Genomic DNA, 15883 nt, shown 5'->3' with positions numbered 1-15883 from the left:
TCAGCGTGTTGATGTTTTTTCGTCTTATAGTTTGATCAACCAAATAAAGAATAACGCCATGATCGTTTGCAAGAGTCCAACAGTTAAGCCATACGTCAAGAAACGCGTGCCTTCTTTCATGAATTTTGCGAAATCCAAACGCAAACCAATGGCTGCTAATGCAGTGACTTCGAACCATCCGCTAATAAAACTAGCGCTTTGATCGATCACATGGGGAATGGTGAAAAAGCTGTTGATCAAGCAAACAATCAAGAAGCCTAAGACGTACCATGGTAGTGGTAGTTTTCGTCTGTTGTTTTTCGGCGTATACGCAGAAGGGGCAACTGGTTGTTTTTTTGTCATAAATTTTTCAAAGAGATAGACTACGACCACGAGCATCATGATCCGCATGATTTTAAACAGCATCGCAAATTGCACGACTGAAGCATCCAATAAACTTGCACCAGCAACAACTTGTCCGACCGATTGCAAAGTTCCACCAAGAAGGGCACTTTTTTCAATCAAATTACCACCGAATAATTGTAGGCCTAAGAAAGGAAGTGTCAACATCATCACCGTTCCGAGCAGATTGACTAATGTGATGACTTGGCCTTTTTCTTCATCATCGGCATGGATCACGGGGGCGATCGAGGCAATGGCTGAAGAACCACAAATGGCGTTCCCGCCAGCCATCATCAAGGAGAAGGTGTCACTAAACAATAATTTCTTACCAATAAAATAAGCGCCGATAATCGTAACAGTCATTTGTAGAAGTACAAAAGTAACACCTTTGATACCAATTTGTGCGATGGTTTGGATCGTGACAGTCGCACCAAGTAAGAAAACGGAACATTCCAATAGTTTACTTTCGGCAAATTTTGTTCCAACAGCAAGTTTAGGTTGCTTGAAAAGTGTGTTTCCTAAAATGATACCAAGTAAAATCGCAACTGTCCCGGCACCGAGATGAGGGACGAAGGGCGCTAGTAGCCGACTGATGACGGCGACAGAAAAGGCGAGTAGTAGGCCGGGTAGAATTTTCCGGGCACCAAATTTTTTCAACGTTTTTATATAATTAAATAAAGCATTCATTTGATTGTTTCCTTTCATGTAAGAAAAAGTATGTCTAAAATATAGTATCATTTAATCCTTTCTTAGTGAATGTAAAAAAAACTTCTGCCTTTTTACCGAACGAAAAAGACAGAAGGGGAGGTTTATTCTATCAATCCCTTTGAAAGGTGATGTTTATGTTGACTATGTTCTTTTATTAAATAGATGGTATAGTGTCCTAAAACGTAAACGATCATACCGCAAGCAATCAAGCATTCGATGACTTTCAATCCGTCCAAGATCCCTGTCGCAAAGCCTAATTGATGGAAATAAGCTGTCGCAGTAAATATTGCTGTTGCAGAGATCACCAGTGGGAAAGTAAATGCTGCGTAACTTGGATAAAAATCGAGTAATAATAAACGTGGCAGCATAGCTAAAACGATAAAGTAAAGAACTTGAGAAACAAGGAACAGTGTGACAACTAAGGCAAGATTTGGATCTGCAAAGTTTTTTAAGTAACCAGTGAGACACAATGAACCGGGTGCTGCGAGAATCGCAATCAATGGCAAGGTTGGCTGTGCCATTTTTTTAATAAAGAAAATCCGGTGGATGATCACTGGTAACAAGATGACATAACAAGCTAAAGAAAGCCAAAAGAAAATCTTACCAATCATAGGAGAAAAGTTTCCTGCGGTTACTGTGATGACACCAAAACCAACATACACGATAAACCAGCTTGGATAAATAGCTTCCAATGACAAATCAGCTTTTACCACATGATGGTAATTAAAGTAAAGAACCAAAACGATTTGGAAAATCACTGCCGCTAACCAAATCAACTTCACAATGGGCGCAATTGATTTGAAAGAAATAAAATAGGTGCAAATGACCATCAAAGACATCGTAAAGGTTGGCGAAACAGAAGCGACGATTGGGTCATATAAATGTTGTCTCGTGTGTTCAAACAATAGAACCAGTTTGCCGATGATCAACAGCATCAATAGCATACCGATCGCGCCAACGAAATTCCCTACATGTGTCAGATGATAGTCTTTTAAAAGATTCCCTAAAGAAGTTAATCCAAGGATCAACCCACAGATCGGGATCGGAACAATCTTCAAGAAATACTTCATACATTACTCTCCTTTTCGCTAAAAAATAAAAGACAAGCTCGTTGCAACGATAAGTAGCCAACGATGAAAACTGCTTGTTACGAAGAATAGTAAAGTTTTTCAATGGGAAAAAACAAATCGCATGGATACTTCTCCTTATCGTTGCAGTAAGCTGTCTGGAAGGTTGTGCGGTGTGTGTAACTGAAGGTCTCACAACCGTTTCCTTACACTGTTCATTATAGAGTCTTTTTGATATATTTAAATCAAATAGTTATTATAGTTACTATAAAAAAAGATAATGGAAGTGGTTAGATGTTTAAATTATTAACAACTTTTCGTGTCGTCTATGAAACAAGAAATTTTTCTCGAACCGCTGAATTGCTCTATTTGTCTCAACCTGCTGTCTCAAATCAGATCAAACAATTGGAACGAGATTTAGGGGTGGAGCTTTTCCAACGCAATGGGCGACAGGAAATGAAGCCGACAAAGCAAGCTGATTTACTGTATGAACGGACACTGGTCTTATTAGAAGAATGGGAAAAGACACAACAACAATTAGCGGATGAAAAAAATGAGGAGGAAATGTGCCGGATCGTTGCTTCCCATACGTTTGCTGTTTATGTATTGCCCCAATTGATGAAAGAATTGATCGTGCGTTTTCCAAAAATCAACTTCTCGATTGCTTTTGCAAATTCTCATGAAAGTTTGGATCAAGTGGCAAAACATGAAGCTGATTTTGGTTTTATCGAAAAACCTTTAGAAACAACAGGAGTCCAACGATTTTCTTTGCTTGAAGACGAATTAGTCGTCGCAGGTGATCCCAAGAGCGAACTGTGGTTAGTCAGAGAAACGTCTTCAGGCGTGTTTCATTACACGCAACGCTATTTTGAAGAAAAGAATATCCAAGGAAAGAAAATGCTCGTAAAAAGCAATGAAGTGATTGTGGCGATGTTGAAAGAAGGAATTGGTCGTTCTTTGTTATCTAAACGAGCAGTGCCAGCAGGAGTACACGTTGAACCGTTAGCTGAATCTCGGCAGTTTTATTTGATCCAGCGGACCCATCTGACTTCTGAACGCCTATTAGAAGTAGGAAATGAGATCCTGAACTTTTATGAAAAGGAAAAGATGATCCAAAAATAAAGAGAACTTAGTCCTTCATTTTTGTGCTTCTCTCGCTTTTATCTTAAGAAAGAATAAAGAGAAACGAATAAGATTAATTTTTCGCAAATCTCATTTGCTTTGGCTTTCATTTATAGAAGGAGACAGCTATAATATAGGGCAGTATGGTTTTTAGGAAAAGGGATGAAAAATGGAAAAAAAAATAAAAACTTCAAATGATAACCGTATCGATTACGGAGTCATTCTACCGGTATTTTTATTATGTTTGATTGGGATTTTATCCTTATATGTTGCATTGACACACGATCCAAACGGGCCTTCAGTGGCTAGAGGTGTGGGCATGCAAATCATTTGGTACATCGTTGGCGCGATCGCGATTGCCGTCGTCATGCGGATCAACTCGAAATGGATATGGAAATTAACGCCTTATCTGTATGGGGCAGGGTTACTGGTCATGGGTTTGCTTTTGAAGTTTTACGATCAGAACTTAGCAGCAAGTACCGGTTCAAAAAACTGGTTCCGCTTCGGTAATGTCACTTTCCAACCAGCCGAGCTGATGAAGATTGCCTATATTTTGATGTTGGCATTGATCGTAACGAAGCACAACACCCAAGTCAAAGTTCGGACACTCAAATCTGATTTTTGGCTGATTGCGAAACTGATGATCATTTCGATCCCTGTGATCACCTTAGTCATGGCACAACGAGACTTCGGAACGATGCTTGTCTTTCTAGCAATTTTTGGTGGCGTCTTTTTGATGTCAGGGATTTCTTGGAAAATCATCGGACCGGTTTTTGCTTTTGCATTTATTGTCGGTGCTGGCACGATTTTTCTTGTAACGACAGAATCAGGAAGAGAATTTCTTTATACTGTAGGGTTTAAGTCTTACCAATTTGCTCGGATCGATTCATGGCTTGATCCATTTCATGATACGTCAGGCTTTAGTTTCCAACCGGCCCAAGGGATTTTAGCAATCGGGACAGGTGGGATGTTCGGAAAAGGCTTCAACGTCAGCAACATCTATGTGCCAGTCAGAGAATCAGATATGATTTTTACTGTCATCGGTGAGAATTTTGGGTTTATCGGTGGCGCGTTTGTCATTTTCTTGTATTTTATTTTGATTTATCGTATGATACGTGTCTGTTTCGATACCAATAATGAGTTTTATGCGTATATCGCAAGTGGTTTGATCATGATGCTCCTATTCCATGTTTTTGAAAACATTGGGGCAAATATCGGTTTACTACCATTAACAGGGATTCCATTACCATTTATCAGTCAAGGTGGTTCATCGATCTTAGGAAATATGATCGGGATCGGATTGATTTTATCCATGCGTTATCAAAACGAAGCACCGGTAAAAAAATCTAGGAGGTAACACAAGTTGTTTACTTTTTATGAGTACCCAAAATGTTCGACTTGTCGAAAAGCTAAGGCTTGGCTCGACAATCATCAAGTGGCGTATCAAGCGGTCGATATGGTCAAAGATACCCCTACAGCAGAAACGATCGAATCATGGTTGAAGCATTCAGATGTGGCGCTTCGCCGCGTCTTTAATACAAGCGGGATGAAGTATCGTGAACTTGGTCTAAAAGATCAAATCGACGAACTATCGATCGCAGAAGCAAGTCAGCTGTTAGCGACAGATGGCATGTTGATCAAACGACCATTGATCGTCAAAGACAATCAATTAGTCACAATCGGTTTTAACGAAAAAATATATGAAGGAGCATTTAATTAAAATGGCTGGGAAACACTTAAAGAAGAAAGATAACCTTTGGATTTTATTTAATGGAAAAGAATACTGCGTAGGTTTGACAAAAGAAGCGCAAGAAGATCTAGGCGAGATCACATTTGCTAACTTACCGAAAATCGGCAAATCCTATCAAGCAGGCGATGCACTAGTTGAAGTAGAAGCAGAAAAAGCAGTGACTGAATTTGCAAGTCCATTGTCAGGAACAGTTTCATCTGTCAATGAAAAAATCGGCGAAAATATCGCAGTTTTGAATGATGAAGATGAAATGACTGCTTGGTTATTGAGTTTTAAAGATGTCGATGCAGCAGAATTCGACGCATTATAAGAACGAAAGTGTTCAAATAAACGTTTGACACCGATTCTTGTAACTGCTATAATCATAAACAATCATAACGAAAGCTTTGATAAGAAGAGTACATGTCACAGATGTTTCAAGAGAGCCCGGTTTGCTGTGAAAGGGTAACGGAAATGAGATGGAAGATGGTCTTAGAGCAGAGTGAGTGAGCGCAAGCAAACTGACTACGGGAGTGCCCGTTATAGCACAGCAGTATGCGACTAAAGTCAAGTACTGATCGAGGTTGTTATTGTGAAATAGCAGCGAATCAAGGTGGTCACACGGAAGTCTAAACTTTCGTCCTTTTGCTAAGCGCAAAGGACGGAAGTTTTTTTGTTGCCTAAGAGAAAATCAGAAAAGAAAGATGTGAACGATATGTCATTGATTCAATTGACGAATGTCAAGAAAACATTTGGCGGAAAACATGGTACGATCCACGCTATCAACGACGTTTCACTACAAGTGGAACAAGGTGACATTTACGGTATCGTCGGTTATTCCGGTGCGGGTAAGAGTACTTTAGTCCGTTTGTTGAATGGCTTGGAATTACCTACAGATGGTCAAGTAATTGTCAACGACCAGGACATTACCAAATTAAAAAACAAAGAATTACGAGTTTTTCGTAAAAAAATCGGCATGATTTTTCAACATTTCAACTTGTTGTGGTCACGTACCGTATTAGAAAATATCCAGTTACCGCTAGAATTAGCCGGTGTGCCGAAACAACAACGGAAAGAAAGAGCAGAAGAATTGCTCCGTTTAGTCGGTTTAGAAGGACGAGGCCAAGCCTATCCTGCACAATTATCCGGTGGACAAAAACAAAGAGTCGGAATTGCTCGTGCGTTAGCAAATGATCCGGAAATCTTACTTTGTGATGAAGCCACTAGTGCGTTAGACCCGCAAACAACAGAAGAAGTCTTAGATCTATTGTTGGCAATCAATAAAAAATTGAACTTAACGATCGTGTTGATCACGCATGAAATGAACGTTATCCGTAAAATCTGTAACAAGGTAGCAGTAATGGAACGTGGGCAAGTCGTTGAAGAAGGCGATGCGCTATCCGTCTTTCGTCATCCACAACAAGAAGTGACAAAACGCTTCGTCCAACAAGACATCGAACCAGAAGCTGAATCTACGGAATTATTGGCAGAGTTGATCAAAGAAAATCCTGATGGTCGTTTAGTGACATTGACTTTCAATGAAACAAATGCCAACGAACCAGTGATTTCTCAAGCGATCCGTCGCTACAATGTCGATATCAACGTCGTTTATGGGAAAATCAAACAAACGAAAGAAGGCTCGTTTGGCTCGCTGACTACCTTGATGATCGGAGAGGAAAAAGAATTGGACCAAGCAGAAACTTTCATTAAAGAACAAGGCGTCGGAGTGGAGGTGATCCATCATGGATAAAAGCTTCACAGAAACGTACCTTGATTTCAGCCAAATCAACATGGAAACGATGCAACAAGCCATCATGGACACGTTATACATGACGTTGATCTCCATGGTTTTAGTGACACTTATCGGGTTGATCCTCGGTTTGATCCTTTATTCGATCGGTCGTAAAAACAAACCTTATGCACGGATCATTTACGGAATCGTTTCGATCATCAGTAATATTTTCCGTTCGACACCATTCATGATCTTGATGGTCTTGATCATTCCCTTTACGAAAGCCATCGTGGGAACGATGCTAGGCGCACAAGCAGCGATTCCAGCGCTAGTCTTATCCGCTGCACCTTTTTATGCTCGGCTTGTAGAAATCGCCTTTCGAGAAGTCAGTCCTGGCGTGTTAGAAGCCGCGGATGCGATGGGCGCAAGCTATTGGGAAATCATTTGGAAAGTCTTGATCCCTGAAAGTGTGCCAGCTTTGATCTCAGGCTTGACTGTTACCACGATCTCAATGATCGGTTTTACTGCCATGGCAGGAGCAATCGGTGCCGGCGGTCTAGGTGGCTTGGCTTGGCAAGAAGGTTACCAACGTGGTAATTTAACAGTGACTTTTGTCGCTACTTTGATTATTTTAGTCATCGTATTTATTGTTCAAGGAATCGGGGATTTCTTAACGAAGAAAACAGATAAAAGATAGTAGGAAATAGGAGGATATAGGATATGAAAAAGAAAATTTTTGGATTTGCAGCAACACTTTTACTGACAGTCGGATTAGCCGCATGTGGAAACGGCGGAAGCAGTAGTGATTCATCAAATGCATCAGACGATACAACCTTGAAAATCGGCGCATCACCAACACCACATGCGGAAATCTTAGAGCATGTGAAGCCAATCTTGAAAGACGAAGGCATTGATTTAGAGATCGTCAAATTTGACGACTATGTCTTGCCAAACCAAGCATTATCAGAAGGCGACATCGATGCGAACTATTTCCAGCACATTCCTTACTTGAACAAAGAAATTGAAGAAAAAGGGTACGATTTTGTCAATGCAGGTGCTGTCCACATCGAACCAATGGGCTTGTACTCACAAAAAATCAAAGACATTTCTGAATTAGAAGATGGCGCAACGATCATCACATCAAACTCAGAATCTGACTGGGGCCGTATCATCACGATCTTGAAAGACGCTGGTTTAGTTACAGTCAAAGACGGTGTTGATTTAGAAACAGCAACATTTGATGATATTGATGAAAATCCTAAAAACTTAAAATTCAATCATACGATCGATCCAGCATTATTGGCTTCTACTTACCAAAATGACGAAGGCGATCTAGTGGCTATCAACGCAAACTTTGCTTACGGTGCAGGATTGAATCCGTTAGAAGATGCGGTATTACTTGAAAAAGACAACTCACCATATGTCAACATCATTGCGACACGTAAAGGCGACGAAGACAGCGACAAGATCAAAAAATTGATCGAAGTGCTACATCAAGAAGACGTTCGTCAATGGATCGAAGAACAATGGGAAGGCTCCGTGAAATCTGTCGATGCGGATGCGAAATAAAATAGGTAAAGTCTGGGAATTTTTCCCAGACTTTTTTTGAGAAAAAAACGAACAGAAATTATTTTATTTAGTTTATAAAGATTATCAATTAAAAACGATGATTTATTTGAAATAAATCGAAATTATGACATTTTTAACTGGTTGAGGCGTTGCGCTTCATTCTCAATTAGTCTAAAATAAGTGAGAACGAATCAGAATATGGAGGGAATTTGCATGTCTGTCTTAGAAATAAAAAACCTACATGTGTCGATTGAGGACAAGAAGATCCTTAAAGGCGTGAATTTAACAATGAAAACAGGGGAAATCCATGCCATCATGGGTCCGAACGGAACAGGTAAATCGACCTTGTCTGCTGCGATCATGGGAAATCCGAATTATGAAGTAACTGAAGGAGAAATCCTTTTTGATGGACAAAATGTCTTAGAGCTAGAAGTAGACGAACGTGCGCGTTTAGGACTATTTTTAGCCATGCAATACCCAAGTGAGATCCCAGGAATCACCAATGCCGAATTTATGCGTGCAGCCATCAATGCGACTCGCCCAGAAGACGACAAGATTTCTGTCATGTCATTTTTGAAAAAATTAGATGAAAAAATGGCACTTTTGAATATGCCAGAAGAAATGGCTGAACGTTATTTGAACGAAGGCTTTTCTGGTGGGGAGAAAAAACGAAATGAGATCTTACAATTATTGATGTTAGAACCAACATTTGCGATTTTAGATGAAATCGATTCTGGTTTAGATATCGATGCACTGAAAGTCGTAGCAAAAGGTGTGAACGAAATGCGTGGCGACAACTTTGGCGCGTTGATCATCACCCACTACCAACGCTTGTTAAACTACATCACACCTGACGTGGTCCACATCATGATGGAAGGTCGTGTCGTGATGACTGGCAGTGCAGATCTAGCAAAACGTCTAGAAGCCGAAGGATATGCGGGCATCAGTAAAGAATTAGGAATCGACTACAAAGAAGAAGAAGCGTAAGGAGGAGCACATCTATGAAAGACAATAAATGGCTCGATCATCTTGACGCTGTCACAGATTTTTCATTCAGTAAAGGCGAACCAGAATGGATGACGACGCTTCGTCAAGAGGCGTTGAAAAAAGCAGATGAATTACCCTTGCCACAAATCGAGCGTGTGAAATTCCATCGTTGGCCATTATTTTCAATCAATGAGTTGACTGACAAGACACCTGAAACAGGGAATGTTGCTGCATTCGATGCGATGAAAGACAACCCATTAGTCGTGCAACAAGGTACCCTGACTGTCTTTGAACAATTATCTGCCGAACTTGCGGAACAAGGAGTGATCTTCACAGATCTTTTCACTGCGATGCAAGAATACCCTGAATTAGTCCAAGAGTATTACATGACAAAAGCTGTCGAAATGGATGAAGATCAACTAACTGCGCTTCATGCGGCATTCATGAACAGTGGCTTGTTCTTATATGTACCAAAAAACGTAGTGATCAAAGAACCGATCGAATCCTTGTTTATCCAAGAGGGCGCATTATCGCAACACTTCTTTAAACACGTACTGATCGTCGCAGATGAACATAGTGAATTCTCTTACTTGGAACGTTTCCAAACAACTGGAGAAGAATTACAAAAAATCTCTGGGAACATCATCGTCGAAGTCATTGCCAAAGCTGGCGCAAAAGTCAAATATGCAGCAGTCGATCAATTAGGCGTAAACGTCACGGCTTATATGAACCGTCGTGGCCACATTTTACGTGATGCCTTTGTAGACTGGGCAATAGGAGTCATGAATGACGGCAATATCGTTGCTGATTTTGATTCAGATCTAGTCGGTGAGGGTGGACATGCTGAAGTCAAGATCGTTGCGATCAGCTCAGGAAAACAAACGCAAGGAATCGATACCCGTGTGACAAACAAAGCACCACATACGATCGGTCATATCTTGCAACATGGCGTGATTCGAGAACGCGGAACGTTGACATTCAATGGAATCGGTCATATCTTGAAAAAAGCCAAAGGCGCCGATGCTCAACAAGAAAGCCGTGTCTTGATGCTTTCAGACAAAGCACGAGGCGATGCCAATCCGATCTTGTTGATCGATGAACACGAAGTCACAGCAGGACATGCCGCAAGTGTCGGTCGTGTCGATCCAGAAGAAATGTATTATTTGATGAGTCGCGGCTTACGAAAAGAAGAAGCAGAACGTTTGGTCATTCGTGGTTTCTTAGGCTCTGTCCTAACTGCGATCCCAGTAGAAGCGGTGCGCAAAGAACTAGTGGCAGTTATTGAAGGGAAGTTAAATGTATGATTTCTCCAGAACAAATCCGTCAAGATTTCCCAATTTTATTTCAGGAAGTCAATGACGAACCCTTGGTGTATTTAGACAATGCAGCGACTACGCAAAAACCAAAACAAGTGTTAGCGACCATGACTCATTATTACTCCGCCAACAATGCCAACGTCCATCGTGGCGTGCATACGTTAGCCGAGCGAGCAACCCATGATTATGAAGCTGCCAGAGAAAAAGTTCGCCGTTTTTTGAATGCCCAAGAGACTGCCGAGATCATTTTCACACGTGGAACGACCACCAGTTTGAACTGGGTAGCACAAAGCTACGGTGACGCCTTTGTCAAAGCCGGTGATGAGATCGTGATCTCTTATATGGAGCATCATTCCAACATCATTCCTTGGCAACAACTGGCAAAACGAACTGGTGCCAGTTTGAAATACATCGAATTGACCGAAGAAGGATTTCTTGACCTTGAACATGCTGCATCGATCATCACAGAAAAGACAAAAATCGTATCTGTCGCCCATGCATCCAATGTATTAGGTGTCATCAATCCGATCCAAGAGTTGGCAACGATCGTTCATGAAAAAGGCGGGATTTTGGTTGTGGATGGCGCACAATCTGCCCCACATATCAAAATCGACGTCCAATCTTTAGACTGTGATTTCTTTGCCTTTAGCGGACATAAGATGTGCGCAACGACCGGAACAGGTGTATTATATGGAAAACGGAAATGGTTGGAACAAATGGAACCCGTTGAATTCGGTGGAGAAATGATCGACTTTGTGGGCCTACAAGACAGCACATGGAAAGAACTTCCATGGAAATTTGAAGCAGGCACACCAAACATTGCCGGTGTGATCGCACTCGGCGCAGCCATCGATTATCTTGAATCCATTGGTTTAGCAGGCATCCATCAATATGAAGCCGAACTAGTTGGGTATGTCTTACCAAAACTACAAGCCATCGAAGGCTTGACGATCTACGGACCAAAAGACCCAGCGCATCGTACAGGCGTGATTTCCTTTAATTTAGAAAATCTACATCCCCATGATGTTGCGACAGCCCTTGATATGGAAGGCGTCGCTGTTCGTGCCGGTCACCATTGCGCCCAACCATTATTGAAGTATCTAGGCGTTGCTGCGACAGCTCGTGCTAGCTTTTACCTTTATAACACAAAAGCAGATGCCGATCGTTTAGTCCAAGCAATCCTTGCAACAAAGGAGTTTTTCCAACATGGCGCTATCTAAATTAGACAATCTTTACCGTCACGTGATTTTAGATCATTCATCCCATCCACATCATCGTGGCAAATTGACGGAATCTACAAACACGATCGAAATGAACAATCCCACCTGTGGGGATGTCATTGAATTACAAGTCGAGATCAAAGACGGCAAAATCAACAATATTGCCTTTGATGGCAGTGGTTGTTCCATCAGTACAGCCAGTGCTTCGATGATGACAGACGCTGTCATTGGCAAAACAATTGCAGAAGCAGAGCAATTGACGGACGACTTTTTACTACTCGTCCAAGGAAAAGAAGTCGCAGACCTTGAACCACTAGGGGACGCCGCCATGTTAAGTGGCGTCGCAAAATTCCCCGCTCGCATCAAATGCGCGACACTTGCCTGGAAAGCACTAGGCAAAGCAATGGAAGAAGACGGTACTGCAACCGTCCATCATGAGCACAAGGAAAAGGAGTGAGCAAATGGGCGTACCAGAATTAGAAGAATATAAATTTGGTTTCCATGACGACGTGGAACCCGTTTTTAGTACAGGAGAAGGCTTGACCGAAGAAGTCGTTCGGGAAATGTCACGAATCAAAGAAGAACCAGAATGGATGTTAGAGTTCCGTTTGAAATCCCTAGAAGCATTCAACAAAATGCCCATGCAAGACTGGGGCCCTGACTTATCTGACATTGATTTCAATGCAATCAAATACTATCAAAAACCAAGTGACCGACCTGCCCGCGATTGGGATGACGTACCAGAAAAAATCAAAGAAACCTTTGAACGAATCGGTATCCCAGAAGCCGAACGTGCTTACTTAGCCGGCGCTTCTGCCCAATACGAATCAGAAGTCGTGTACCACAATATGAAAGACGAATTCGAAAAACTCGGCATCGTCTTTACCGATACAGATTCTGCACTAAAAGAGTATCCTGAACTATTCAAAGAATACTTTTCAAAACTTGTGCCACCAACAGACAACAAACTAGCCGCATTAAACTCAGCTGTTTGGTCAGGCGGTACCTTTATCTATGTACCAAAAGGCGTCAAAGTCGATGTCCCATTACAAACTTACTTCCGAATCAATGCCGAAAACACCGGCCAATTCGAACGTACATTAATCATCGTTGACGAAGGCGCAAGCATCCACTATGTCGAAGGCTGTACTGCACCAACCTATTCAAGCAACAGCCTACACGCAGCCATCGTGGAAATCTTTACCCGTAAAGACGGCTACTGCCGCTATACAACGATCCAAAACTGGTCAGACAACGTCTATAACCTCGTAACCAAACGAGCAAAAGCCTACGAAGGCGCAACCGTTGAATGGATCGACGGCAACTTAGGAGCCAAAACAACCATGAAATACCCAAGCGTCTACTTAGACGGACGAGGCGCACGTGGCACCATGCTATCCATCGCATTTGCCGGAGCCAACCAAATCCAAGACACAGGCGCAAAAATGATCCACAACGCACCAAACACTTCAAGCTCAATCGTCTCAAAATCAATTTCAAAAGACGGCGGCGAAGTAAACTACCGAGGCCAAGTCACCTTTGCAAAAGACAGTGCCGGCTCGATCTCTCACATCGAATGCGATACCATCATCATGGACGAATGGTCCAAATCGGATACCATCCCATTCAACGAGATCCACAACAGCCAAGTCTCGCTAGAACACGAAGCAAAAGTCTCCAAAATCTCAGAAGAACAACTCTACTACCTCATGAGCCGCGGCTTGACCGAATCCGAAGCCACCGAAATGATCGTCATGGGCTTCGTCGAACCATTCACAAAAGAACTACCGATGGAATATGCGGTAGAGTTGAACCGGTTGATTAGTTATGAGATGGAAGGGTCAGTTGGGTAACCATGTTATAGGAGCTAGAAACCTTGATATATAAGGGTTCTAGCTTTTTTGTTTTGGCTGTATACTAGAAATGCCCCAGCTTAATTGCTTTATGAATACTTGGGAACAAGCAATGATCAGATGTATAAACAATGAAGTCCGAATAATTAGATTGGTTTATACGGTTTACAACTCCCTGACTCGGTTCTTAATAACAATAAATGTGATAACACACCAATAGTTTTAAACTGGTCAGAAAGTAGTGAAAAAGAATCAGGTTATTCTTTAGTAGTAGTTTATTTGGATGCAGATACACAAGATTTCTTACCGAAGCATGTTTACTTCTTTACCATTAATTCAGGAGTAGCCAAAGTATTAATAACTAGTCAGAATCAAGGGAATCCGAATAATTACTTATACTTTAAAGAAACAGAGATTAAAGAACTTAGAGATGGTTTTAGTAATATTGTGAATAGTAGTATAGGGTTTGATGATGTGAAATCAAAAGTGTCCAAAGATGAGTAACTCAGCTACTTTATCAGTAACTATGGTCATTAGCCTTATAAAGTCCATCTAACAGCTGTAAATGATAGCAATGGTACAACAAGGATTACTTATTATGTTGATGAGTCTATTTCAAATGATAAGCAAGCTATATCAGAAGCAATTGAATATCTGAAGTCAATTAGTTTATCTGTTCAGCAGAAAGTGGGAGAAGAGATAACAGTAAGCTTAAAAAAGCCACTGAAAACGGATTACGCTCTTACTTGAGTTGATGGACAACCAACTCAAGCTGATCATAACTTTGGTAGAATTATAAGATGAATAGAATGAATAGAATAGATAACCACACCTTGTTGTTATTTGACGGTACTAAGGGTATCCTTTAAAAGATTTATATGGCTCACCTGGATTACTCTTTTTTTGGCTTTTGAAAAAGGTTAATAAATTTTGATATATGAAACGAAATGAAACACAGCTTTATAAATATTGATATACAAGGTTTTTTGTGTTTCATATGTAAATGAAACGAAAAATAGATTTTGGTTGAAAATCATTAAAAAGTATTACATAGTCTTTGGAGTTATTACAGCTGAAACAGATCTACAAATATTTCATTTTAATATTATGGTGTTTTTTTTATGTTTTTCTAACTTGTGTTATTTTACTATTAATGAGAGAATATATTTAACAAAAAATGTGAGGATAGTAATTATGAACAAAAAAAATAAGATTCAGAAAATATTATCTTGTAAAATATCAGAAGCTAATTTTTATTCCTATCATATTGATTTTGATATTTGTGGAAAAGACATCTTGCAGCAAAGGATTGATGATTTTGTACAAATCATGTGTGAAGAAATACCAAGTTTTGCTTTTGGCTTCCATAGAGGTGAAAATGTTCCTCAAGATGAGATTTTAAATACTCTAGTTGAGGCAGCAAAATCAATATATAAGATAACTGAATACAGAGAAGTAGCAGAAATGTATAAAAAAGGTGAGTCTATTGATGATAAATTTGATAATAAATATTTAAGAAGAGGTGAATTTGGGGAATTATTTCTTCATTCAATTTTAAAGTATTTATTTAATACTAATCCCTTGATAGCTAAAATCCATTTTAAAGATTCATTCGGACACGCTGTTCATGGCTTTGATTCTATACATATTAATACTGAAAGTATGACTCTTTGGCTTGGGGAGTCTAAGATATACACAAGTGGAATAAATGGAGTTGATGCACTAGCACAAGATCTTTTTGAACATTTTAATACGGATTATTTTAATAGTGAATTCAATATAATATCCAAAAGAATAACAGATTCATATGAAATGCTGGATTCTATGGGATTTGATTCTGAACATTGGATTGAATTGTTGAATAGATATACAAGTCTCTCGGAGCAACTAAATAATATAGTAATTCCGATGTTTTGTGCATACGAAACATCGACACTGGATTCATATGAATTAGATTTTGAAAAATTTTCTAAAGAGTTTGAAGATGAAGTTTATAAATTAAAAAAAAGATTTGATGAAAAAAGTAAGGAGCATCCTCTTATAAATAAACTAAATATTATAGTGATATTGATGCCTTTAAAAAGTAAAAAAGAAATTATATCAAAGTTGCATTCAAAATTAACTCTGATTCAAGCATTAGGAGGTTAAATAAAGGTGAATTGGGATATAGTAAATATTTATGAAGTAAATAAACTAGAC

16 protein-coding genes and 1 other annotated feature are annotated in these 15883 nt (G+C 40.1%); of the genes, 14 read left to right on the top strand and 2 right to left on the bottom strand.

The annotated features are described in order from the left end of the window. Nucleotides 1-24: 24 nt before the first annotated feature. On the bottom strand, nt 25-1068 hold the full coding sequence (locus JZO83_RS11265; RefSeq protein WP_207115802.1) for a putative sulfate exporter family transporter: 1044 nt from the start codon (nt 1066-1068) through the stop codon (nt 25-27). A 122-nt stretch (nt 1069-1190) separates the two neighbouring features. Further along, nucleotides 1191-2159 carry a TDT family transporter gene (locus tag JZO83_RS11260; RefSeq protein WP_207115801.1) on the bottom strand — a complete coding sequence of 323 codons (969 nt, stop codon included), beginning with the start codon at nt 2157-2159 and terminating at the stop codon, nt 1191-1193. Nucleotides 2160-2450: 291 nt separating this feature from the next. Here JZO83_RS11260 and JZO83_RS11255 point away from each other — a divergent pair, with 291 nt between their 5' ends. The 14 genes from JZO83_RS11255 to JZO83_RS11190 all read left to right on the top strand — a co-directional run bounded on the left by JZO83_RS11255 (nt 2451) and on the right by JZO83_RS11190 (nt 15832). After that, nucleotides 2451-3278, top strand: coding sequence for a LysR family transcriptional regulator (locus JZO83_RS11255; protein WP_207115800.1), 828 nt, complete (start codon nt 2451-2453; stop codon nt 3276-3278). Between the two features lie 169 nt (nt 3279-3447). Further along, nucleotides 3448-4635, top strand: a complete 1188-nt coding sequence (locus JZO83_RS11250) for an FtsW/RodA/SpoVE family cell cycle protein (RefSeq protein WP_206855148.1) — start codon at nt 3448-3450, stop codon at nt 4633-4635. A 6-nt stretch (nt 4636-4641) separates the two neighbouring features. Next, complete coding sequence (locus tag JZO83_RS11245) at nt 4642-4998, top strand: arsenate reductase family protein (RefSeq protein WP_207115799.1); 357 nt, start codon at nt 4642-4644, stop codon at nt 4996-4998. 1 nt (nt 4999) lies between these two features. Beyond that, complete coding sequence (locus JZO83_RS11240; RefSeq protein WP_207115798.1) at nt 5000-5338, top strand: glycine cleavage system protein H; 339 nt, start codon at nt 5000-5002, stop codon at nt 5336-5338. A 67-nt stretch (nt 5339-5405) separates the two neighbouring features. Beyond that, nucleotides 5406-5655 (top strand) — a binding site (T-box leader). Between the two features lie 67 nt (nt 5656-5722). After that, complete coding sequence (locus JZO83_RS11235; RefSeq protein WP_206855184.1) at nt 5723-6757, top strand: ATP-binding cassette domain-containing protein; 1035 nt, start codon at nt 5723-5725, stop codon at nt 6755-6757. Next, nucleotides 6750-7436 (top strand): methionine ABC transporter permease, encoded by a 687-nt coding sequence (locus tag JZO83_RS11230; protein ID WP_207115797.1) that lies wholly within the window; start codon nt 6750-6752, stop codon nt 7434-7436. The genes JZO83_RS11235 and JZO83_RS11230 overlap by 8 nt, the downstream gene beginning before the upstream one ends. 23 nt (nt 7437-7459) lie before the next feature. Further along, nucleotides 7460-8308, top strand: a complete 849-nt coding sequence (locus JZO83_RS11225) for a MetQ/NlpA family ABC transporter substrate-binding protein (protein ID WP_207115796.1) — start codon at nt 7460-7462, stop codon at nt 8306-8308. A gap of 213 nt (nt 8309-8521) precedes the next feature. Next, entirely contained in the window at nt 8522-9295 is a 774-nt protein-coding gene (sufC, locus tag JZO83_RS11220; RefSeq protein WP_195339005.1) for a Fe-S cluster assembly ATPase SufC, read from the top strand. Nucleotides 9296-9309: 14 nt separating this feature from the next. Beyond that, nucleotides 9310-10599 carry a Fe-S cluster assembly protein SufD gene (gene sufD, locus JZO83_RS11215; RefSeq protein ID WP_207115795.1) on the top strand — a complete coding sequence of 430 codons (1290 nt, stop codon included), beginning with the start codon at nt 9310-9312 and terminating at the stop codon, nt 10597-10599. Continuing rightward, nucleotides 10596-11831 carry a cysteine desulfurase gene (locus JZO83_RS11210; RefSeq protein WP_207115794.1) on the top strand — a complete coding sequence of 412 codons (1236 nt, stop codon included), beginning with the start codon at nt 10596-10598 and terminating at the stop codon, nt 11829-11831. Before sufD ends, JZO83_RS11210 begins: the two co-directional genes overlap by 4 nt. Beyond that, on the top strand, nt 11818-12288 hold the full coding sequence (sufU, locus tag JZO83_RS11205; RefSeq protein ID WP_019723681.1) for a Fe-S cluster assembly sulfur transfer protein SufU: 471 nt from the start codon (nt 11818-11820) through the stop codon (nt 12286-12288). Before JZO83_RS11210 ends, sufU begins: the two co-directional genes overlap by 14 nt. 4 nt (nt 12289-12292) lie before the next feature. Beyond that, complete coding sequence (gene sufB / locus JZO83_RS11200) at nt 12293-13684, top strand: Fe-S cluster assembly protein SufB (protein ID WP_062804755.1); 1392 nt, start codon at nt 12293-12295, stop codon at nt 13682-13684. A gap of 150 nt (nt 13685-13834) precedes the next feature. After that, the gene (locus tag JZO83_RS11195; RefSeq protein ID WP_207115803.1) at nt 13835-14188 is read left to right on the top strand and encodes a DUF4767 domain-containing protein; all 354 of its coding nucleotides are present in this window, start codon (nt 13835-13837) and stop codon (nt 14186-14188) included. A 690-nt stretch (nt 14189-14878) separates the two neighbouring features. After that, nucleotides 14879-15832, top strand: a complete 954-nt coding sequence (locus JZO83_RS11190) for a DUF1837 domain-containing protein (RefSeq protein ID WP_207115793.1) — start codon at nt 14879-14881, stop codon at nt 15830-15832. Nucleotides 15833-15883 lie beyond the last annotated feature (51 nt).

The sequence above is a fragment of the Enterococcus sp. DIV1298c genome, from assembly GCF_017316315.1.
Taxonomy (GTDB): Bacteria; Bacillota; Bacilli; order Lactobacillales; family Enterococcaceae; genus Enterococcus_B; species Enterococcus_B mangumiae.
Note: the sequence above shows the minus strand (reverse complement) of the source record. Positions and strands in the feature narration are given on the sequence as shown.